General features: G+C 43.6%; 18 protein-coding genes and 1 other RNA gene. 9 read left to right on the top strand and 10 right to left on the bottom strand.

Annotation, left to right across the window (positions count from 1 at the left end):
• Window positions 1-118: 118 nt before the first annotated feature.
• Genes NB504_RS04810 through NB504_RS04795 form a run of 4 tightly spaced genes read right to left on the bottom strand, consistent with a single transcriptional unit; the run spans window position 119 to window position 2,966 of the window.
• Window positions 119-532: a prepilin-type N-terminal cleavage/methylation domain-containing protein gene (locus NB504_RS04810; RefSeq protein WP_017045593.1), complete on the bottom strand. Its 414-nt coding sequence runs from the start codon at window positions 530-532 to the stop codon at window positions 119-121.
• A complete protein-coding gene (locus NB504_RS04805; RefSeq protein ID WP_013857426.1) occupies window positions 522-1,829 on the bottom strand; it encodes a hypothetical protein in 1,308 nt (435 codons plus the stop codon). Before NB504_RS04805 ends, NB504_RS04810 begins: the two co-directional genes overlap by 11 nt.
• Window positions 1,820-2,488 (bottom strand): PilW family protein, encoded by a 669-nt coding sequence (locus NB504_RS04800; protein ID WP_258428399.1) that lies wholly within the window; start codon window positions 2,486-2,488, stop codon window positions 1,820-1,822. The genes NB504_RS04805 and NB504_RS04800 overlap by 10 nt, the downstream gene beginning before the upstream one ends.
• A complete protein-coding gene (locus NB504_RS04795; protein ID WP_017043370.1) occupies window positions 2,466-2,966 on the bottom strand; it encodes a GspH/FimT family pseudopilin in 501 nt (166 codons plus the stop codon). The genes NB504_RS04800 and NB504_RS04795 overlap by 23 nt, the downstream gene beginning before the upstream one ends.
• Window positions 2,967-3,068: 102 nt before the next feature.
• On the opposite strand from NB504_RS04795, the gene NB504_RS04790 reads away from it, so the two are divergent.
• Entirely contained in the window at window positions 3,069-3,500 is a 432-nt protein-coding gene (locus NB504_RS04790; protein ID WP_258428398.1) for a type IV pilin protein, read from the top strand.
• Window positions 3,501-3,609: 109 nt separating this feature from the next.
• Here NB504_RS04790 and dnaJ read toward each other — a convergent pair whose 3' ends face one another.
• From dnaJ to grpE, 3 genes are all read right to left on the bottom strand, one after another.
• Complete coding sequence (dnaJ, locus tag NB504_RS04785) at window positions 3,610-4,752, bottom strand: molecular chaperone DnaJ (RefSeq protein WP_026027474.1); 1,143 nt, start codon at window positions 4,750-4,752, stop codon at window positions 3,610-3,612.
• A 286-nt stretch (window positions 4,753-5,038) separates the two neighbouring features.
• Window positions 5,039-6,946, bottom strand: coding sequence for a molecular chaperone DnaK (dnaK, locus tag NB504_RS04780; RefSeq protein WP_013857431.1), 1,908 nt, complete (start codon window positions 6,944-6,946; stop codon window positions 5,039-5,041).
• Between the two features lie 344 nt (window positions 6,947-7,290).
• On the bottom strand, window positions 7,291-7,908 hold the full coding sequence (gene grpE / locus NB504_RS04775; RefSeq protein ID WP_258428397.1) for a nucleotide exchange factor GrpE: 618 nt from the start codon (window positions 7,906-7,908) through the stop codon (window positions 7,291-7,293).
• A gap of 142 nt (window positions 7,909-8,050) precedes the next feature.
• Here grpE and nadK point away from each other — a divergent pair, with 142 nt between their 5' ends.
• The 4 genes from nadK (at window position 8,051) to bamE (ending at window position 13,487) form a co-directional block, all read left to right on the top strand.
• A complete protein-coding gene (gene nadK, locus NB504_RS04770) occupies window positions 8,051-8,935 on the top strand; it encodes an NAD(+) kinase (protein ID WP_013857433.1) in 885 nt (294 codons plus the stop codon).
• A 635-nt stretch (window positions 8,936-9,570) separates the two neighbouring features.
• Window positions 9,571-10,989: a tryptophanase gene (tnaA, locus tag NB504_RS04765; protein WP_017043367.1), complete on the top strand. Its 1,419-nt coding sequence runs from the start codon at window positions 9,571-9,573 to the stop codon at window positions 10,987-10,989.
• Between the two features lie 329 nt (window positions 10,990-11,318).
• Complete coding sequence (gene recN / locus NB504_RS04760; RefSeq protein ID WP_029388392.1) at window positions 11,319-12,983, top strand: DNA repair protein RecN; 1,665 nt, start codon at window positions 11,319-11,321, stop codon at window positions 12,981-12,983.
• A gap of 144 nt (window positions 12,984-13,127) precedes the next feature.
• Window positions 13,128-13,487 (top strand): outer membrane protein assembly factor BamE, encoded by a 360-nt coding sequence (bamE, locus tag NB504_RS04755; protein ID WP_026027472.1) that lies wholly within the window; start codon window positions 13,128-13,130, stop codon window positions 13,485-13,487.
• Window positions 13,488-13,598: 111 nt separating this feature from the next.
• Here bamE and NB504_RS04750 read toward each other — a convergent pair whose 3' ends face one another.
• Both NB504_RS04750 and NB504_RS04745 read right to left on the bottom strand, forming a co-directional pair.
• Complete coding sequence (locus NB504_RS04750; protein WP_010319507.1) at window positions 13,599-13,901, bottom strand: RnfH family protein; 303 nt, start codon at window positions 13,899-13,901, stop codon at window positions 13,599-13,601.
• Complete coding sequence (locus tag NB504_RS04745; RefSeq protein ID WP_013857438.1) at window positions 13,901-14,332, bottom strand: SRPBCC family protein; 432 nt, start codon at window positions 14,330-14,332, stop codon at window positions 13,901-13,903. The genes NB504_RS04750 and NB504_RS04745 overlap by 1 nt, the downstream gene beginning before the upstream one ends.
• Before the next feature lie 116 nt (window positions 14,333-14,448).
• On the opposite strand from NB504_RS04745, the gene smpB reads away from it, so the two are divergent.
• The 4 genes from smpB to NB504_RS04725 all read left to right on the top strand — a co-directional run bounded on the left by smpB (window position 14,449) and on the right by NB504_RS04725 (window position 17,083).
• Window positions 14,449-14,934, top strand: coding sequence for an SsrA-binding protein SmpB (gene smpB, locus NB504_RS04740; RefSeq protein WP_013857439.1), 486 nt, complete (start codon window positions 14,449-14,451; stop codon window positions 14,932-14,934).
• A 67-nt stretch (window positions 14,935-15,001) separates the two neighbouring features.
• Window positions 15,002-15,368: a transfer-messenger RNA gene (ssrA, locus tag NB504_RS04735) on the top strand.
• A gap of 165 nt (window positions 15,369-15,533) precedes the next feature.
• Window positions 15,534-16,778 (top strand): integrase domain-containing protein, encoded by a 1,245-nt coding sequence (locus NB504_RS04730; protein ID WP_176313179.1) that lies wholly within the window; start codon window positions 15,534-15,536, stop codon window positions 16,776-16,778.
• Between the two features lie 2 nt (window positions 16,779-16,780).
• Entirely contained in the window at window positions 16,781-17,083 is a 303-nt protein-coding gene (locus NB504_RS04725; RefSeq protein ID WP_176313180.1) for a hypothetical protein, read from the top strand.
• A 72-nt stretch (window positions 17,084-17,155) separates the two neighbouring features.
• On the opposite strand, the gene NB504_RS04720 is transcribed toward NB504_RS04725, so the two are convergent.
• Window positions 17,156-20,761, bottom strand: coding sequence for a DEAD/DEAH box helicase family protein (locus NB504_RS04720; protein WP_258428395.1), 3,606 nt, complete (start codon window positions 20,759-20,761; stop codon window positions 17,156-17,158).
• Window positions 20,762-20,810: the final 49 nt, after the last annotated feature.

Raw genomic sequence — 20,810 nt, 5'->3', positions numbered from 1 at the left:
TTTGCAAAAACAGCATTCCGCCACAACAATCCAAACACATTCTTATGCTCTTTTTTCCTACAAATCAGTAACCAATTTGCAAAATCAAATATTTCATTTTTATATAAGCATCGAGACGCTAATCAAACTCACTGAACTGCGAAATCATGGTTTTCAGCTCAACTGACTGCTTATTTCCCTGACGATCATGCCAATAGGACTCGATATAAATGGTTTTCAGTGAGCCCGATAAAGAGACCGTTGGTACTGACCAACTGAGTGTATAAAAGGGATGTGAGTGATCTTGTCCGTTGACAATATCACTATCAAAATTCGCTGGCGTGAGAGTAGAAATCGCGGCAGAAGCGCCACGGCTACGAAACCATTCCAACTTTTGTTCGGCCAAATGTAGTGCTTCGATACTATGAACGGCAAAATCCGCCTTTTGCTCAACCAACACTTGTAATTTGACCAAACCCAGTGCCCCAACACCAATTAGAACAAACGATATCATTACTTCTATTAGGCTAAATCCTTGCTGTTTAGAGATCATTCCATGAACCTTTTTGCCATCTAGGTGGAACCGAAAAGGAAAAGCTGTTTTCAATATCACTGTTATATTGCAAACGTAGCGAGTTATAAAATAGTGCTATCTGACCTTGGGTATCAAAGGCCATTCCTCCGGTAAATTGAAAAGATCCCGACTGTAAGTAGGTAGCGTGCTTTGGCGTCAAGGTGGTAGCGCTGCCGTACAATGTTTTTATCGGTGCATCAAAATTAGCATTGAGATCCGCGATGAGTTCAGTATCAAATCCATTCCAATTTGCCGTATCAGCGGCAAATCCACTGTTAAAATGAAAGAGCACCCCTTGAATGCTGCCACTCCCTCGAATCCCTAACACGCCATTATGCACCAGCAAAAAAAGGTAAGTCCCAGGATGAGCATTTTGTATGGTTGACATTGTATCAATCGATGCTTGGTTCAGTTGACAACTGCCATCAATCCATACTTGATTCGGCTGACCAAGAACCAAAGCACCTTTAAATTTCGAAACACAATCAACATCACCACTAGTCATTGTGTAACTCAAGAACTTAAATTCAGTATCGTCGCGTGCTTTTTCCCATTCTCCCCGTTCGTAACCAAAGAGATCTTTAAATGGGTTTAGCGTTTCATCTCGGTAAATATCATTTTTGACATCGACTGCTTCATAAAGACCGCTACTATTTTTCCAAATACCGCTTTGTGAACTACTGTTCGTTTTATGCGTCGGCGCGCAATCGGCACTATTGTCAAAAACAGCGCTTGGTTTTTGAATAGCACTCCCAACACCATTATTTGTCACTCCCGCCGTAGCAATAACATATTTAGCAACGGCGATAGCCGCGCATTCATATTTCCCATCACTATTTTTAGGTCCGGGATCTGGTGGAGAAATAAGTGTAGAGCCAAACACTATTAAGTCTGAAGTAGAACGAATGGCTCCTGGACTTCTCCCACGTTGAAACAGAATGTTCTTTTTCAACGTCGTCATTTGATACTGGGACATAAGTGTACTGGCGTTAGTAGGGTCTGCAGAGAGGTACGTTAACTCTAAATCGACACACAAGGTATTGAGGTTATTTGGAATTGAACTATTTTTATTGTTCACAATATGGCTATAACCACACTCAAGCCCCCCTTCTGCTCGCCAATGCTGTTGCCTCGCTTGCACCTCATTTTGTGCTCGTTTGATCTGAAAAAAGAGCGAACGGTAGGAGCCTAATGCCACCACTAAAGCGAGCACCAACAAAAGCGTGGTGATCAATAACGTTACAGCGCCTTGCTGAGCTTGCTTCATTACTGCCAATTCCTTTGTTTTATTGCCACTCCAAATGATGTTGATACACGGCTATCCCCCACCAACTCTGCTGCCATAGAGATCGTCATGTAGGCTGAGCTCACACCATTCGCCGCTAATGATGCTCGCTGGACTTGAAAATGAGTCACATTAATCTGGTTAGTATCAAAAATAGCAGAGCAACCAGCCGTCGCTTGGGAAACGGTTTTGGCCCCAGAAATCACAGACGTCGGCCTGTCACAGACACCCAACGCGCCAGAAGTCATGACAAACCCAACATTTCTGATCTGTTTCGTTGCCCCCGTATCATCAAGGTAGGCATACGCGAGCGTTGATTGGTCGGCCGAAACAAAAACGATATCATCGTTATCCAATAACGTGAGTGAGTTACCATGACCGCCATCATAACCTGCACGTTGAATATCTTGTTTGAGGTATTGCAGCGCGCCCGTCACTTGTTGCAGTAGCAGTAGCTCCTTGCCTCTTTCGGTCGCTACCTTCTGCCCAGTGATGAATACAGAGCCGATAATGGCTATCGCAATCAAGCCAAGCATGGATGCCACCATGAACTCAATTAACGTTGCCCCCATCTGCTTGGTTTCAGCGATATGAGCTTTATAGGTATGCTTTTTTGCTCTCGGTATGTTAGCTGCACTGCTTAAAACCAAAATAGTCTCCTCCATTACCACATAGGCGCATTCGTCCTGAAGGTCTATAGGTCGTGAATTTGAGTGCACCTTGGTGTGTTGAAAAATCAAGGCTCCCATTTACAGCTCGGCCATTAATGGCTTCAAAATGGATCTGATTTGACGGGTAATTCACCCCCAATTCAATATTGCGATAAGGTTGCCCCGATAGCGATGAAATCACTTGCCCCCCGGGATAGGTTCCTGAATTAGTCAGCACGATTTGCCATTCACCTTGGCTATTAACCGAACCCGACATGACAATATGCGCCCATAGCGGCTGCTTTCTCATTACTGCTTCCGAACGGGCGCTCATCATCAAGCCATTAATCTCACCCGCTAAACGTTGCATCTTTTGCGTATCACTGACTTGTTTGAAATTGGGAGCCGCTATCGTAAGTAAAATAGACAAAACGGAAACCGTGATAAGCAGCTCAAGTAAAGTAAACCCGCGAGCCATTTCCCAAATTCCTATGTAATTAAAATATGAAACAAAATTCACCTTGCGCGAATGCTATCACCTAATAAAAATAGCGGGTAAATCAACAAGGAACTCCACGTGATGATTCGAAATTCTAAATGCAACAACCACAACCGGCGGTCGTTCGGGATGACATTGATCGAATTATTGATTGCGGTTGTGATTATTGGCGTACTGTCTGCAATCGCTTATCCAAGTTATACCAAGCACGTTTTAAAAGGACACCGAACCACCGCTCTCGCCGATATGGGGAGAATTCAACTGGAACTGGAGCATCACTACGATAAGGGTTATGACTGGAGTGGGATCATTTCAGGGGGAAATTGCGTCATCTGTGAAAGCGATGCTGAACGCTATCAGTTTTCAGTCGCCAGCTCCGCAACCAGTAGCTACACCATCACCGCGACGGCGCAGAGCACCAGAGGCCAAGACCAGGATGAATGTCTAACCAGCGATAAGGCCATGACATTGAAATCAACCAACGAATCAGCCCCAAGCGCATGTTGGAAATAGAACACCACAAATGTTCAGTTTGTGAGGGGAGGACAAAGTCATCCTGTATCTGGAACGAATAAGGCCTGCATTGCAGGCCTTATTGGATAGATAATAATTCAACAGTGAATTAGCTGGTTAAATCATCGAAGAACTTTTTCACGCCATTAAAGAAACCTTCAGATTTAGGCTTATGCTTATTTGCCGCTTCACCACCGCAAGTTTCTTCAAATTCACGTAATAGTTCTTTTTGACGCGCGCTCAGTTTCACTGGTGTTTCAACCACGAGTTTGACAACCAAATCACCGATCGCTCCACCGCGTACGCCTTTCACACCTTTACCACGCATACGGAACATGCGCCCTGTTTGCGTCTCTTCTGGCACTTTCAAGTTTACACGACCATCGAGTGTTGGAACTTCAACTTCACCGCCAAGTGCAGCCATAGCAAAACTTACAGGGACTTCACAGTATAAGTTGTTACCATCGCGTTCAAAAATGTGGTGCTCTTTGACGTGAACTTGTACGTACAAATCCCCCGCTGGAGCGCCCATTTCTCCCGCTTCACCTTCGCCAGATAAACGAATGCGATCGCCCGTATCCACACCGGCTGGAATTTTAACATTAAGCGTTTTGGTTTTTTGCTTACGCCCCTGTCCATGACACACGTTACATGGGTCTTTAATGATCTTACCTTTACCATGGCAAGTCGGACAGGTTTGCTGTACAGCAAAAAATCCTTGGCGCATCTGTACTTGGCCGTGACCATGACAGGTTCCACACGTTTGCGCAGACGAGCCTTTCTTCGCGCCAGTACCTTCACAAGAATCACAATGGACCAGTGTTGGCACTTCAATCTCTTTTGAACAACCACGAACGGCCTCTTCTAAAGACAGTTCCATGTTGTAACGCAAGTCAGCACCACGTTGTGCACGCGCTTGACCACCGCCCCGACGACCACCACCGAAAATGTCACCAAAGACATCACCGAAGATATCGCCAAAATCAGCACTGCCGCCACCAAAGCCGCCACCGCCCATTCCGCCTTGTTCAAAAGCAGCATGACCGTACTGATCATAAGCCGCTTTCTTTTGCGAATCGGTTAAAATTTCATACGCTTCTTTTACTTCTTTAAACTTGTCCGAAGCGCTGTCATCCCCTTGGTTTCTATCAGGGTGAAACTTCATTGCTAGGCGCTTGTACGCCTTTTTAATATCGCGCTCAGAGGCATCTCGGCCTACGCCTAATACTTCGTAAAAATCACGTTTTGACATCTTCTTCGTCACCAATTTGTTACCGCAAACGACACGCTGCCGCTTGGTGTTTATATCGACCTAACTAATGGCTCTAGATTCTAGTGAATTCAAACTAAAAAGACACTGTTAGTTAGATGGACACCAATGAGTTTTCATTAATTACAGACATACGGGCGTAAGAGTTACCCCAAACGCCCGCATCATACCGTTGATTTCATTCTTCTCTTAGAGAAGTTAGGGTGGGTTAAACTCGCGAGCCACCCAACCCTAGCCCTCCCCGCTTAAAAGGAGGGAACTCAATCAATTACTTTTTGTCTTCTTTGACTTCTTCAAACTCAGCGTCAACGACATCGTCTTCTGCAGACTGTTGTTGGCCTTCACCCGCTTGTTGTGCTTGAGCTTTTTGCTGAGCGATCTCCATCAGTTTTTGAGCAGCAGCCATAAGCGCTTGAACTTTAGCGTCGATCGCTTCTTTGTCTTCACCTTTCTTCGCTTCTTCAAGCTCAGTAATGGCCGCTTCAATCTTCACTTTATCGTCAGCAGGAAGAGCATCACCCGCTTCTTCAATTTGCTTACGAGTACCGTGAATCATTTGGTCCGCTTGGTTACGTGCTGTCGCTAACTCTTCGAACTTTTTGTCCGCTTCTTTGTTTGCTTCAGCTTCTTGGACCATTTTCTCGATTTCAGCATCGCTCAAACCGCCAGACGCTTGGATAGTGATCTTCTGTTCTTTGCCTGTTTGTTTATCTTTCGCAGACACGTGCAAGATACCATCCGCATCCAAGTCAAACACAACTTCAATTTGTGGCATGCCACGTGGTGCAGCTTGAATACCTTCTAGGTTAAATTGACCTAGCGATTTGTTGTACATGGCTTGCTTACGCTCACCTTGTAGAACATGGATCGTTACTGCGTTTTGGTTGTCTTCAGCGGTAGAGAATACTTGATTCGCTTTAGTTGGAATCGTTGTGTTTTTCTCAACCAACTTAGTCATCACGCCACCCATTGTCTCGATACCGAGAGACAGAGGCGTTACGTCAAGTAGCAGTACGTCTTTTACTTCACCCGCAAGCACACCACCTTGAATGGCCGCACCAACAGCAACCGCTTCATCTGGGTTAACATCTTTACGCGCTTCTTTGCCAAAGAATTCAGCCACTTTCTTCTGAACCATAGGCATACGAGTCTGACCACCCACTAGGATAACGTCAGTGATGTCGCCGACAGACAAGTCTGCATCAGCCAGCGCCACTTTTAGTGGCTCAAGCGAACGCTGAACAAGGTCTTCCACTAGAGATTCTAGTTTCGCACGTGTCACTTTCACGTTCATGTGCTTAGGACCAGCAGCATCAGCGGTGATGTAAGGCAAGTTCACATCTGTTTGTTGCGCTGATGACAACTCAATCTTCGCTTTTTCTGCGGCTTCTTTTAGACGCTGCATCGCAAGTGGATCAGTTTTTAGGTTGATGCCTTGCTCTTTTTTAAACTCATCAACGAGATAGTTGATCATGCGGTTATCAAAGTCTTCACCACCAAGGTGTGTGTCACCGTTAGTTGCTAGAACTTCGAATGTTTTCTCGCCTTCAACTTCATCGATCTCGATGATTGAAATATCAAATGTACCACCACCAAGGTCGTATACCGCGATAACGCGATCGCCACCTTGTTTGTCCAAACCATAAGCAAGTGCAGCCGCTGTTGGTTCGTTGATGATACGTTTTACTTCAAGGCCTGCAATACGACCTGCATCTTTCGTTGCTTGACGTTGTGCATCGTTAAAGTATGCAGGAACCGTAATAACGGCACCAGTAACTGGCTCACCAAGAAAATCTTCAGCTGTTTTCTTCATTTTCTTCAGAACTTCAGCTGAAACTTGAGGAGCGGCCATTTTTTGGCCTCTTGCTTCAACCCAAGCATCGCCATTATCAGCCTTCACGATTTTGTAAGGCATGATTTCAATATCACGTTGAACTTCTTCGTCTTCAAAACGACGACCGATCAAACGCTTAATTGCAAATAGCGTATTGGTTGGGTTTGTTACCGCTTGACGTTTTGCAGGCTGACCTACTAGCGTCTCACCATCTGTATATGCAATTACCGATGCAGTTGTACGTTCACCTTCAGCGTTTTCAATAACGCGAGGTTTGTCGCCATCTAAAACAGCAACACAAGAGTTAGTAGTACCTAAGTCAATACCAATGATTTTACCCATCAGGCTATCTCCAAATAAATTCTATTTTTGTTTTATGCTACCCCCTATGTGGGGGAGGGAGAACAGGGTTTCAACCCTTACTCACAAACTAAACAAGGATGTTCGTTTCTCGTATGCCCAATAAATAAGGTCACTCAGCACCTTTTCAAGGGCAAAATTGAAAAAAGTTATGATATTTCGACTAAACAGCGTAAATAACGACTTTTTCAATCCCGAAACCACTTAATGAAGGTTTCTATCTCAGCATTAATCGATTTCGACATAAAAAAGAGAGGCGACGTACACCTCTCTTTGGCACTGAATAAATTAACGCCAATAAAGCATTTGGCTTATTTCGCAACTCTTTACTTTGATACCATGACCATCGCAGGGCGAATCACTCGGCCATTCAACTCATAGCCCTTTTGCATCACAAACATCACAGTGTTAGGTTCATGATCTGGGCTCTCTTGAATTGACATTGCTTGGTGCAATTCTGGGTTGAATGTTTCGCCTTCAGGATTAATCTCTTTCAGGCCAAACTTTTCAACTACGCCAATGAAAGTTTTGTGCGTCAGTTCCACACCTTCCACCAGCGGTTTCACTACTTCGTTCTCAGCGTCAGCAGCTTGAATCGTGCGCTCTAGGTTGTCTAACACTGGCAACAACTCTTCAGCAAAACGGCTCAACGCATATTTACGCGCTTTATCGATCTCTTGCTCTGAACGGCGGCGCATATTTTCAACTTCCGCTTTCGCTCTTAGCACCGAGTCTTTTTGCTCTTGAATTTTTGCTTCGCTCGACAGTAGCGCCGCTTCTAATTGCGCAATTTGGGACTCTTTCTCATCGACTTCAACTTGTTCGTTCCAATCGATATCCGCGTCAGTACCAACGACTTCAGCTTCTTGACCCACTACTTCTTGCTGTAGTTCTTCTTCTTTGATTTTGTTTTCTTCTTTGATTTTGTTTTCTTCGTTGTTCATGATATCTCCAGAATCCAACTATTTTGCGCTTAACCTCCACAGTTCAAAAAGTTAAGCACACAAAAATTCGCACAAAGGCATAACTTGCCCTTATTATGGGGATGAACAATCCTGATTCAAGCCTAATTAGTTTGGAAAATTTATGAAAAAACCATTTGAAGTGATCGCTATCATTGGAAAACCAAGAGATCAACAAGCCATTCAAACACATAAAGAGCTTTATCAATGGCTAACTTCAATGGGATATCCGGTCTTTATTGATGATCGTCTCAGCGAAATATTGGAAGGTGTACCTGCGGAACATTTCGCTAGCCTGCTTGAAATCGGCAAAAAAGCAGACCTTGCGGTTGTGGTTGGGGGCGATGGCAATATGCTCGGTGCCGCACGCGTATTATCACGCTTCGACATTTCCGTGATTGGGGTGAATCGTGGCAATTTAGGATTTTTGACCGATCTCAACCCAGAAGATTTTCAACCAAGGCTACTTGCTGTACTCAATGGCGAATATTTAGAAGAACAACGCTTCTTACTGGAAACAGAAATTCATCGTCACGGGCAAGTCAAAAGCCATAATGCAGCGCTTAATGAAGCCGTATTACACCCCGGCAAAATTGCACATATGATTGAATTTGAAGTCTATATAGATAATAGCTTCGCTTTTTCTCAACGCTCTGATGGCCTTATCGTTTCTACCCCAACGGGCTCTACCGCTTATTCACTTTCTGGCGGCGGGCCGATTTTATCCCCCAGTTTAAACGCCATTACACTGGTTCCCATGTTCCCGCATACCCTTTCAAGCCGCCCCTTAGTTGTGGATGGCAACCGCCAGATAAAACTGCTGGTTTCGCCTGATAATCGCGGAACACAGGAAGTTAGCTGCGATGGACAAGTATCCCTACCGGTTTCCCCCGGTGATGAAGTGCATATTTACCAAAGCCCAAATATTCTAAAGCTCATTCATCCTAAAGATTACAGCTACTATCACGTGCTAAGAAAGAAACTGGGTTGGTCGAGTAAATTGTTTTAAACCAACCTCTTCACCTTCTATTGACTGTCGACCTCGATTAATAATATCGAGGTCTTTTTTACAGGGAATCATTAATATTTAATGGGTTTTAAAATTTCTATTTATTTTCCATCATAAATTTACTTATCCTATAGCTGATTATTTGTGAGCCATGATTTATTCCATATTCAAGTTAAGGACTTCGATCACAATTATTATTTCTATCAATTTACTTACTAATCAACTTGGTTAAGAATCGTTCCATCAGTCAACCAGCTATAACTCACCACGGATTTAGATATGAGTAAAAATCTAAAAATTCAAGATAAGTTATGGTCAAGCTCCCTAGCTTGGTACACGCACGACTATCAAATCTCAATTTTACCATCTTTTGCACACGCCTAGCCTGCTTGGTTGTTTCTGCATTCTTTCGAATCCATTAAACAATCAGCATCAACACTAAATCTATTTATATCGCTTTTCGATACTTGCATTCATCTTTATTAATTTAAAGTTGTTGCTTGGTTATTCTCAAATAGATTTATTTCACTCGAATTTTATCGCTAATTATTTGGCGCGATATTTTTCACTCTAAATATATAAAGGGTGTTGACTAATATCGCCTGACGAAAATTAAATTATTCAAAGGTATTATCATGGAAAACTTTAAACACTTACCAGAACCCTTCCGCATTCGTGTTGTTGAACCAGTAAAACGTACAACACGTGAATATCGCGAAGAGGCCATCCTTAAAGCGGGTATGAACCCATTCCTTATCGATAGTGACGATGTATTTATTGACCTTCTCACTGACAGCGGCACAGGCTCTATTACTCAAAGAATGCAAGCAGCAATGCTCATGGGTGACGAAGCTTACAGTGGCAGCCGCAGCTACTATGCGCTGGCGAATGCGGTGAAAGATATCTTCGGTTATGAGTTAACTATCCCAACTCACCAAGGCCGTGGTGCAGAGCAAATCTATATTCCTGTTCTAATTAAAAAGCGTGAGCAAGAAAAAGGCCTCGATCGTTCAAAAATGGTGGCGCTGTCTAACTACTTCTTCGACACCACTCAAGGTCACACTCAGGTTAACTGCTGTGTGGCGAAAAACGTCTATACCGAAGATGCGTTCGATACATCTGTCAATGCAGATTTCAAAGGTAACTTTGATATCGCGAAACTGGAAATGGCGATTGAAGAAGCAGGGCCTGCGAACGTACCTTACATTGTCAGCACGATTACTTGTAACTCTGCCGGTGGTCAGCCTGTCTCTATCGCTAACTTAAAAGCGGTATACGAGATTGCTCAACGCTACGATATTCCTGTCATCATGGACTCTGCGCGTTTTGCTGAGAATGCTTACTTTATTCAGCAACGCGAACCGGGTTATCAAAATTGGACTATCGAAGAAATCACTCGTGAAACCTATAAATACGCAGATGGTTTAGCCATGTCTGCTAAAAAAGATGCAATGGTTCAAATGGGTGGTCTGCTGTGTTTCAAAGATGAATCGATGATGGACACTTACACGGAATGCCGCACGCTTTGTGTGATTCAAGAAGGTTTCCCTACTTATGGTGGTCTTGAAGGTGGTGCAATGGAGCGTCTTGCTGTCGGTCTATACGATGGCATGCGTCAAGACTGGCTAGAGTACCGTATCGGCCAGGTTCAGTACCTTGTTGATGGCCTAGAAGCCATTGGGGTTGTGTGTCAGCAGGCTGGCGGCCACGCAGCATTCGTTGATGCAGGCAAACTATTACCTCATATCCCTTCGCATCAATTCCCAGCTCATGCTTTGGCCTGTGAACTCTACAAAGTCGCAGGTATCCGCGCGGTGGAAATCGGTTCGTTACTATTAGGCCGTGATCCTGCAACGGGTAAACAACACCCTTGTCCTGCTGAGTTGTTACGCCTAACCATTCCTCGTGCTACTTACACTCAAACGCATATGGACTTCGTTATCGAAGCATTTGGGAAAGTAAAAGAGAATGCCCACAACGTGAAGGGACTCGATTTCACCTACGAGCCACAGGTGCTACGCCACTTCACAGCCCGTCTAAAGGAAGTTGAATAATCGCTAACTAAAGCGCGCCTAATTGGCGCGCTATTTCCTTCTAAATCGAGCAAAACAAAATCTATAAATTTAGCGGGATTTTTTGTGAACCTCGTCAAACTATTTAATGAGCATTTAATAATCAATTCAAAACTAATTAACCCCATCGAATGAAGTAAAATTCACTAGAAAGCCAGAGCTATCAAGCAACATAAATCACTTCCTGTCGCATGCACTAAACTCAGCGCAGTTTACAATACTCATAGTTTTCTGACAGGCATCTTTACTGTATAAAAAAACAGTTTATACTGTTCACTTATACAGTGTTATTTGATTATATAGGTACAGAAATGCTGGCTCATTTAAGTGTGAATAATTTTGCTATTGTTAAATCATTGCAGTTAGAGCTTTCCAAAGGAATGACTACCATTACTGGCGAAACCGGTGCGGGTAAATCCATTGCAATTGACGCGCTCAGTTTATGTCTTGGTGGCCGTGCGGAAGCAGGAATGGTCAGGCAGGGTGAAGAAAAAACCGAAGTCAGCGCCGCCTTTATTTTGGACAATAACCTCAACGCCACGCGCTGGTTGGAAGACAATGACTTGCTCGACCAAAAAGAGTGTATTTTACGCCGAATCATCACCAAAGATGGCCGCTCTCGTGCCTTCATCAATGGCAGCCCTGTGCCTCTTTCACAACTCAAAGCTCTAGGTCAATTACTGATCAACATCCACGGTCAACACGCCCATCATCAACTGATGAAAAGTGAGTATCAAATGAGCATGCTGGACCAATACGCAGGTCACGTGAATCTTGTCAAAGAGACACGCTTAGCCTACCAAATGTGGCGTCAAGCAGATAACCAGCTCAATCAACTCAAAGAAAATAGTCAACAAAACCAAGCTCAAGTTCAACTGCTGGAATATCAAATCAAAGAACTCAATGAATTGGCGATTGGTGAAGAAGAGTTCACCGAACTCGAACAAGAGCACAGACGTTTAGCCAACAGTGGCGAGCTTGCTACCACTTGCCAGCAAGCCATTGAACTTATTTATGAGGGGCAAGAAGTCAATGCGCTAAGTTTGCTGCAGTCAGCCAACCACGCCTTGCTTGAACTGGCCGAGTTAGATGAAAAACTTGCCACCTTACCCAACATGGTGGCTGAAGCCATCATCCAACTCGAAGAAGCCAACAGTGAATTGCGAAACTATCTGGACAGTATCGATGTCGATCCTGAACGTATGGCTTATGTAGAAGAACGTTACTCTAAAGTGATGTCCATATCGCGCAAGCACTACATCGCTCCTGAAACGCTTTACCACCACCACCAAGATCTGCTCAAACAAATAGCGCAACTTGACTGCTCTGAAGATAAATTACAAGAACTGGAAAGTAACGTTGCCAAACAGTATCAGCAGTTTGCAACCTGTGCCGACAAACTGCATAAGTCTCGTAGCCGTTACGCGAAAGAGCTGGATAAATTAATCACCAATAGCATGCACGAACTGAGCATGGAAAAAGCCAAGTTCTGCATCGAAGTTAATCATGAAACAACGCATCCATCACCACTGGGTTTTGACACCGTAACCTTCTTAGTCTCGACCAACCCAGGTCAACCGCTGCAGCCTATCGCTAAAGTCGCGTCAGGCGGAGAACTGTCACGGATATCTCTAGCAATCCAAGTGATCACCGCTCAAAAAGTAGACACTCCTAGCCTTATTTTTGATGAGGTCGATGTCGGTATCAGTGGGCCAACTGCTGCGGTGGTCGGAAAAATGTTAAGGACATTAGGCGAATCAACTCAAGTACTGTGTGTGACTCACTTACCACAAGTGGCAGGTTGCGGGCACCAACAACTGTTTGTCAGCAAGCAAGCCAAAGCAGGAAAGACAGAAACACAAATGAAACGGTTAGACAATGAACAACGCGTCGCTGAACTTGCTCGCCTTTTAGGGGGTAGCCAAATCACCGAATCTACCCTTGCTAATGCGAAAGAACTGCTGATCGCCGCCTAAGCTGACATTTTTCTTTTTAGGTTTGCAACCAAACTCAAAATTTGCAGTCTCAACTAGCTCGTAGCTCAGTCTATTTTTTACTTCTGCTGCGAGCTTGTTTATTATCAGTCCAGTTTTACGACCTATTGGCAAAGAATTTTGAATATGCAGTTAAAAAAGTGGTTAATCGCAGTCCCTTTAGCAATGACAATGCTGACTGGATGCTCTTTATTAGAAAAACTCGTTTATCGTATTGATATTAACCAAGGCAACTACGTTGAACAGCAAGCCGTCGATCAACTCAAGTTCGGTATGAGCAAAGAACAGGTTAGGTTTGTCATGGGGTCGCCGATGCTTATTGAAAACGGTTATCCCGATACTTGGTATTACATTTATCACCACACGGAAGGCCACAAAGAATCGATACAGAAAAACCTGATTGCGACATTTAATACCGCAGGTGCTTTGATGGAAATCAGTGGCGACTACCCTCCTAGCGAACGGTTTTTTGAAGGCGTAAACTGAACGAAAACACGTTCAAACAAATGATACCCAAAGTGCACCTCACAATGAGTGACACTAACGGACAGGGCTCATAACGAGCCCTTTATCTTGCACCCAATACCGCAGCAACGTTTACTGTTGCGCTTTTGCCTGCTCGGCTCTCTTGCGACGGATCTCTTTAGGATCGGCCAATAACGGACGATAAATTTCAATGCGATCACGGTCTCTGACCGTCGAATCTAGCTTAACGTTACGACTAAAAATCCCGACCTTATTTTTTGATAAATCAATCTCTGGGTAGAGCTCAAGCACACCGGACTGTTGAATTATCGTTTCGACGGTTGAGTTTTTGTCTACCACCAAATTCAGTACTCTTTGCTCATGAGGCAATGCATATACTACCTCAACATGGATCATCTCAGATTCAATACTCATTACTGATACACCTGTTTCGCTCGTTTGGTAAATGCGTTAACCATATTACTAGTCAATTCATTGAATATCTTGCCAAAAGCCAATTCCACCATTTTGCTCGAAAATTCAAACTCCAGTTTAAGTTCAACCTTGCAGGCCTGTTCATCAAGTGCAGTAAAATACCAACCGCCTTTTAAAGCCTTAAAAGGACCATCGACCAAATTCATCAAAATAGCTTCACTGGCCACCAACACATTCGACGTTGTGAACGTCTTACTTATCCCTGCCTTTGAAACATCCACCGAAGCCACCATCGACAAATCGGAAGATTCAATAACGCGAGAACCAGAACAACCTGGCAAAAATTCAGGATAACGAGCAACGTCATTCACGAGATTAAACATTTGTTCTGCACTAAAAGACACTAAAGCAGAACGACTGACTTGCTTCATATTCTCTCCTCATCACCACCGAAAGAGTCTGGTGTGTAACAATTTTACTTTTATTCTTATCCTACGCAAATAAAAGGATTTCCTAAGCTCAAACCAAACCGTATAATGCCGCCACTATGGTAAAGAAAAAATCAAACTCAAAAGCAGGTAGCAATACCATTGCTGTAAATAAAAAAGCTCGCCACGAATACTTTATCGAAGATGAAGTAGAAGCTGGCATGGAGCTCCAAGGCTGGGAAGTCAAATCTCTTCGTCAAGGCAAAGCGAATATCGCAGAAAGCTACGTTTTCATGCGAGACGGAGAAGCCTTTGTTTCCGGAATGACAATAACGCCACTGCAGCAAGCATCCACTCACGTGGTTGCCAACCCAACTCGCGTGCGCAAGCTGTTAATCAGCCGCCGTGAACTGGACAACCTTTATGGACGCATCAACCGTGAAGGCATGACACTTATCGCACTATCACTGTATTGGTCTCGCTCTTGGGTGAAAATCAAAATTGGTGTAGCGAAAGGTAAAAAACTGCATGACAAACGTGATGATTTAAAAGAAAAAGATTGGGCAAGAGAGAAAGCACGCGTAATGAAGAGCTCATTGCGTTAATCTTGACCACTTAGACGCAGAAAGCTAGACAGACAAAGGTTTTCTGGTAGTATGCGTCAACACACTTGGGGCTGATTCTGGATTCGACGGGAATTTTGCAGTCTGAGGTGCATGCCGTGGGGCGGTTTGCCACGTTAAAAGCCGCAAAAAAATAGTCGCAAACGACGAAAACTACGCACTAGCAGCTTAATAACCTGCCAAGAGCCTTTCTGCCCTAGCTTCCGCTCGTAAGACGGGGAACAACAGAGAGTCAAAACCAAACAAGCTCGTGCCGCGTCTCCAGCCTGAGAGACAAAGCATTAAAACTAATTCAGGATAGCCATTAGATAGCGTGTCGGTTCGCAGTTTGATGGTGAAATTAAAGATCGAATAAGCATGTAGTACCAATGATGAATGATTTTCGGACGCGGGTTCAAATCCCGCCAGCTCCACCAAATCATAGTTTAAAGACGTCCTAGGGCGTCTTTTTTCTTGCGCGCAATAAAGCAAAATCAACAACTTAGCATCCAACGACGTCCAATGCGATTTCATAGTAGCTTTGATTTTTAGGTACACTACAAGGTACACTGATTTTATCGTGTTAATCTGGTGTACCCATCATGGCAAAAAACACAGTAAAGCTGACAGATAAAGAGATCAAAGCCTCCAAACCTAGAGAGAAAGAATATAATCTTTTCGATGGTGATGGCTTGCGACTTAGAATCAAACCTAACGGTTCAAAGCAGTGGATCTTCAACTACTATCGCCCCACAAACGGTAAACGAGCTAACTTAAGCTTTGGGATGTACCCAGACATCTCCCTTTTACAAGCAAGAAAAAGCTTACTTTCTGCCAAAGAGCTGATCGCACAAGGCATCGATCCACAAGACGATCGAAAACGCCAACAACAAGTTCATAAAGAGATCCATGAGCACACCTTTGAGAACGTCACGAAAGATTGGTTTGCCATCAAACAGCATGATGTCACTCCCGATTACGCGATCGATATCTGGCGTTCATTGGAACTGCATATCTTCCCGCACATCGCCAATAAACCGATAAAAGCGATCACGGCTCCGGAAATCATCGAGCTACTCAAACCGATTGAAGCCAAAGGTAGCTTAGAAACCGTCAAACGCCTATCTCAGCGTTTGAATGATGTGATGAACTTTGCCACTAACTGCGGCCTTATCCTAGCAAACCCACTTACTGGTATTCGTGCCGCTTTCAAAAAGCCTAAAAAAGAGAATATGGCCGCATTAGCACCACATGAATTGCCAGAGCTAATGGGGGCAATAGCTAATGCAAGTATTAAACGCACAACTCGTTGCTTATTAGAATGGCAATTACACACCATGACGCGCCCTTCTGAAGCCGCTGGCGCTAGATGGGATGAAATTGAATGGGAAGAGAAAGTCTGGACCATTCCAGCCGAGAGAATGAAAAAAAGAAGAGAGCACCGCATACCGCTCACAGAGCAGATGCTAGCGCTATTGGAAGTGATGAAGCCGATAAGTGGTCATCGCAATTTTGTTTTTCCGTCGGATAGAGACCCGAAAAAGCCCTGCAACAGCCAAACGGCTAACATGGCATTAAAACGTATGGGTTTTGCTGGAAGGCTAGTTAGCCACGGTTTGCGCTCACTGGCAAGTACTACACTCAACGAGCAAGGCTTTGATCCTGACTTAGTTGAAGCGGCATTGGCTCACGTGGACGATAACCAGGTCCGCAGTGCCTATAACCGCACTGACTACTTTGAGCGCAGAAAGCCAATGATGTGCTGGTGGAGCGGGCATATAGAAGAGGCTGCCAAAGGCAGCCTCTCTGTAACAGGAAATAAGCAACTAAAAATAATAGGTCAATAATCATGAAGTTACTCAACACTTACGACACCAAAGATGAAGGCGAAGCAGCACTTGCCAAAATCGATGAGCCCAAACGCCTTGCCAGTGAGCGTGACAGTACAGAGACAATATACAACTTATTTGGCATACCAAGTTGGGGAAACTTCTACAAGCTGGGCATGTTTAACCTCGTAGAGCTCAAAGTCATTGTTCAGCAAAAGCAAAACGGCCAGCCCTATGATGAAAAAAAGCACCGTGAGATTCTCACGATGCTTGAGTATGCAGCGAAGAGCTTTGATTTAGAAGTCCCTAAGCATTGGCTATAACTGCCTGCAAGTTCGATACAAAGGAATCTATTAACAGAGACCTTTGTATCGTTACAGGAAGGAACATAGTCACTAGAAAGGACTTATTGAGAATCGTTCGTTTAGCTCCCAAGTACCTTCTTCGTTCGAGACTTTCTTTACAACATCATGTTGTTGTAAATTACATAGGATCGATTGGACGCTTTCTTCATCCAATCTAGTGCGACCGTATGTTCTGCACAGCTTCTCAATCTCATCTAATAACTCGCGTGCATTACGCTTCATTTGTTTTGGAAAGCCTAGCAGAACCAGAGCATCATCAGATGAAAGTTTGATTTCCTTGGTTAAAACCGTTTCTAATGCTCTAACAATTGCGCCTAGACAGAGGACCTCCGAAAGAATACCAATAGAGAAATCACCGTCAACTGATACTACATTCTTCAGTATCTTCATAAATCCTGGTAGTTTTTGATAGCTTGCCCCACCACTTCCATCAGAACCATTTACCGTCAAACACTGTATAAACTGCACCGAGTCATGCATAACGTGAAGCGACTTAGAACGAGTTGATGTCGACCTCTCAGCCCATTTGACCTTGGCTAGCAGCAAGTTCGCTAACTGTTCTTCTGACATGTCATCAACAGATATATGACTGAATGCAAGCATCCTCAAAAACATTTTTTCAAGATACGTGTTGTCATCCATGAACAGGATGTTTCTCTCTTCCAAAAGATCTTGCTGCTCACTCACGTTTAAGAGGTCACGATGTTCCGTAGAAGATACAACGAACGCGCTGAGAGACAGACTTTCATCGTTAAGTTTGCGTTCCAACGTTTTGATCTCTTTATAGAGACCAAACTTAGCGTCATCTAAATTCAGGTTTCGAATACCTTTGGGATCAATAAGGCTAAGCCATTGCTTACCCGTTTTATCATCCACTAGCCATAATAGAAAATCAGGATAAAAATTCCCCGCAGTCGCAAAACCTAATCCTTTTGATTTTGTATCAGCGTTACGTAGAAGATATAAGCTCTTATCACCGATGATTTCCTGGCCTCTTGGTGTTTCAATAAACGCCTCTAAATCTTGAATGAAAGTAATTTCACTTGGCGCATCAAATGCCATAGGTCGCATTTTTAAGGGCAAGTCAGCATTTTTTTCAATCGAGAGAAGTGGATAGTACAAATGCTTGTCAAAAGTCACAGCTACCATTCCTGGAGCATTCCATTCTTTAGCTTTGCCAATATCCCCTTTAGCAACGATTTCCTGCAATTGCTCTAGTCGCTGGGCATAATCTAAGCCGTCATCCGATTCTTCAATTTCAAAATGATACATTTTGATCATGCCTGGGTCGTCTTCCTGCACTTGCGTTACCTGATAGAACTGACCTTCGTAAGCATTTTTCAACGCGTTATAAAATCGCTCTGTATAGTCAAGCAACAGGCGCAACATAATATCTTCTTGCTTCTTAACATCAGAAAATTGCTTGATGTCTAGCTCTGATTTCGGAATAAGCAGTGTGTACCACTTGTTTGAAAAACCACTATTCCCTAAACAAAAATCCATTAACCGTTGCTTATCAAGACGAAGATTCGACCAGCCTCGCTGCAATTTATAATCCTGAACTGCAAGGTATAAGCGCTCAAAGTCGAATGCAGAAATTACTTTATAATCGAGTTTACCTTCAAATCGAACATTGACGGGCGTGTTGTCGCCTTTTCTATTTGTATCAATGGATTCAAGCTTTGGATACAGGTCTAACTTCACATGAGGAAGTTTAATTTTCCCTTCGAACTCAGCAGGAACTTGATATAACTCAGGAAAATGAACACGCTTAAAGCCGTGCTTCTGATTATCTTTATACCCATCTTTCAATTTTAGCGTTTTCAACTTGGTTGCCGGTAAGTTAGGACGCGTTTCAAAATTCAGCTCTAATATTTCATCACTAGGAGTAATCCCCTCGTCTTCGAGATACTGCTTGAACGTCGCCATGTAATCGGCACGGACACCAAAAATATTTAAGGTTTCTAGCTTTTCTAAATGAATCCCTTTTGGCCGTTGCCCCGGCGTGCTGCGTTTTAGCGAGTAGTCACGACCTTTTAAGCGTACACCACGGCCAAACAGCTGAATGATCTGCGAACCTTCTCCCCGACCCATATTCAATAAGCCCATAGTTGATACACGCCAACTACTCCAGCCTTCGGTAAACTTACGAGAACCAATCAAGATATGCAGTTTCGAGTCTTTGTCATTCAGAGTGTGAAACAAGGTTTTAGCAAAATCATCACGTTGATAATCGAAGCTCTCATCCGCTTCACACATGGCATAGAGCGATGGTGAATCACCAATGTTAATCAAACCAAATGGCGCAGCTTCGCCAACTTGAAGAGCAAGCTCGCCTTTGCTACCAATTAGATTCAAAACCCTGAGGCGCTGACCTGAATGAGTTGTGTTGAATAACTTGGCAAGAATATCAGCGTAGATATCTTCAGGGCCATTCATCAAAGCTATAAAACGCTTCTCAAAAATATTTCTGTCTTTGGTATCGAGAATCCTCGCTTTGTTATCCACCAGATCTTTTATCCAAGCTTTAGCTTGTGCTTCATTGTTCAAAAACCAAGCTAGAAAGCGCAACACGGCATGAATATCAGAATCTTCACCGCCAACAGTGTTACCCACAAACACCCACAATGGCTTTTCTATACTAAACTCAGCAAGCTTATCTTTGTGCTTATTGAACAAATATTGCTGCTGGTAAAAACTAAGCAAACACGCGGTGAAGTACTCATAACGCCGCTTATCTTGCTTATCCTGCTCTGGGTTAAAGTTTAAGATTAACGACTCTTTCCCATAACCATCCTCGTAGAAAAATTTGTACGAGTAATCAAATAGCACTGATTTGCCATACACTTCGCGTGTTGCTTGAATGCGAGCGTCACGCTGTTCCTCAGTATCTAATTCCAATTGTGCCAACTGCTCTTCAGTCAACTTACCCAAAGCTGTCGTTTCAAACAGCATTTTGGCTTTTTTCTTTTTAATATCGTTTTCAACTGCTTCTACAGTATTTCCAGATGAGACAGATTGACCAAACGTAGCTGAGTACTCGAACGCAAAGCCATCGCGGGTCAACTTGTCACGGCGGCGCATCCAAGCACCAGCAGCAGTACCTGTACCTTTATGGCCTTCGTCAATTAGCACAAGGTTTTTACCTTCAAAAGCTTCAACCGCTACCGTTTTGTCGCCCATGTCATCTGCAAGTTTATTGATATCAATAACTTCAATCGTGCCTCTGAACGGTGTTGGTTTAGATTTATCAAACAACTGAATATGAGAAAAACCTGAATCATACAGTTCATTCATATGCTGCTGTGACAAGCGCTCATCCGGTGTCAACAGAATGATCTTGTCAGGGTAATGGCTGGTATTACCATTTTGAAAATAGTGCAAATACTGCAAAATATTGACGTGTAATAACAACGTCTTACCTGAACCCGTCGCATTCCAAAATGCCAGCTTGTTCAAATCATCCAAAATATACTGTCTAAACTGATTAACCCTGTCTTTTGCTGTTGTACCGTTTTCTACATTGTAAGCTTCAAGCTCACGATTCAGCCCATTCAGTAGCTCTTGTTTTCGGTTGAAGTGCCAGTCGAGATAAATCTCTGTAAACAAGAGAGACAAGTACTGGAAATACTTCATATTCAGTACCGTATCTTCTTTACGGTTACGGTGCTGCGTGATCTGTTGC

The organism is Vibrio sp. RM-69-4, from assembly GCF_024743775.1.
Taxonomy (GTDB): Bacteria; Pseudomonadota; Gammaproteobacteria; order Enterobacterales; family Vibrionaceae; genus Vibrio; species Vibrio anguillarum.
The sequence above is the reverse complement of the archived record's forward strand: the minus strand, read 5'-3'. Positions and strand labels throughout refer to the sequence as shown.

What these genes read in the sequence shown, in the direction of transcription:
- NB504_RS04745 (WP_013857438.1), bottom strand. Translation starts at nt 14,332, where the DNA reads ATGAAGCAAGTCAGTCGTTCTGCTTTAGTGTCTTTTAGTGCAGAACAA.
- NB504_RS04810 (WP_017045593.1), bottom strand. Translation starts at nt 532, where the DNA reads ATGATCTCTAAACAGCAAGGATTTAGCCTAATAGAAGTAATGATATCG.
- smpB (WP_013857439.1), top strand. Translation starts at nt 14,449, where the DNA reads ATGGTAAAGAAAAAATCAAACTCAAAAGCAGGTAGCAATACCATTGCT.
- dnaK (WP_013857431.1), bottom strand. Translation starts at nt 6,946, where the DNA reads ATGGGTAAAATCATTGGTATTGACTTAGGTACTACTAACTCTTGTGTT.
- NB504_RS04795 (WP_017043370.1), bottom strand. Translation starts at nt 2,966, where the DNA reads ATGGCTCGCGGGTTTACTTTACTTGAGCTGCTTATCACGGTTTCCGTT.
- NB504_RS04730 (WP_176313179.1), top strand. Translation starts at nt 15,534, where the DNA reads ATGGCAAAAAACACAGTAAAGCTGACAGATAAAGAGATCAAAGCCTCC.
- NB504_RS04720 (WP_258428395.1), bottom strand. Translation starts at nt 20,761, where the DNA reads ATGAAGTATTTCCAGTACTTGTCTCTCTTGTTTACAGAGATTTATCTC.
- dnaJ (WP_026027474.1), bottom strand. Translation starts at nt 4,752, where the DNA reads ATGTCAAAACGTGATTTTTACGAAGTATTAGGCGTAGGCCGAGATGCC.
- recN (WP_029388392.1), top strand. Translation starts at nt 11,319, where the DNA reads ATGCTGGCTCATTTAAGTGTGAATAATTTTGCTATTGTTAAATCATTG.
- NB504_RS04725 (WP_176313180.1), top strand. Translation starts at nt 16,781, where the DNA reads ATGAAGTTACTCAACACTTACGACACCAAAGATGAAGGCGAAGCAGCA.
- bamE (WP_026027472.1), top strand. Translation starts at nt 13,128, where the DNA reads ATGCAGTTAAAAAAGTGGTTAATCGCAGTCCCTTTAGCAATGACAATG.
- nadK (WP_013857433.1), top strand. Translation starts at nt 8,051, where the DNA reads ATGAAAAAACCATTTGAAGTGATCGCTATCATTGGAAAACCAAGAGAT.
- tnaA (WP_017043367.1), top strand. Translation starts at nt 9,571, where the DNA reads ATGGAAAACTTTAAACACTTACCAGAACCCTTCCGCATTCGTGTTGTT.
- grpE (WP_258428397.1), bottom strand. Translation starts at nt 7,908, where the DNA reads ATGAACAACGAAGAAAACAAAATCAAAGAAGAAAACAAAATCAAAGAA.
- NB504_RS04750 (WP_010319507.1), bottom strand. Translation starts at nt 13,901, where the DNA reads ATGAGTATTGAATCTGAGATGATCCATGTTGAGGTAGTATATGCATTG.
- NB504_RS04790 (WP_258428398.1), top strand. Translation starts at nt 3,069, where the DNA reads ATGATTCGAAATTCTAAATGCAACAACCACAACCGGCGGTCGTTCGGG.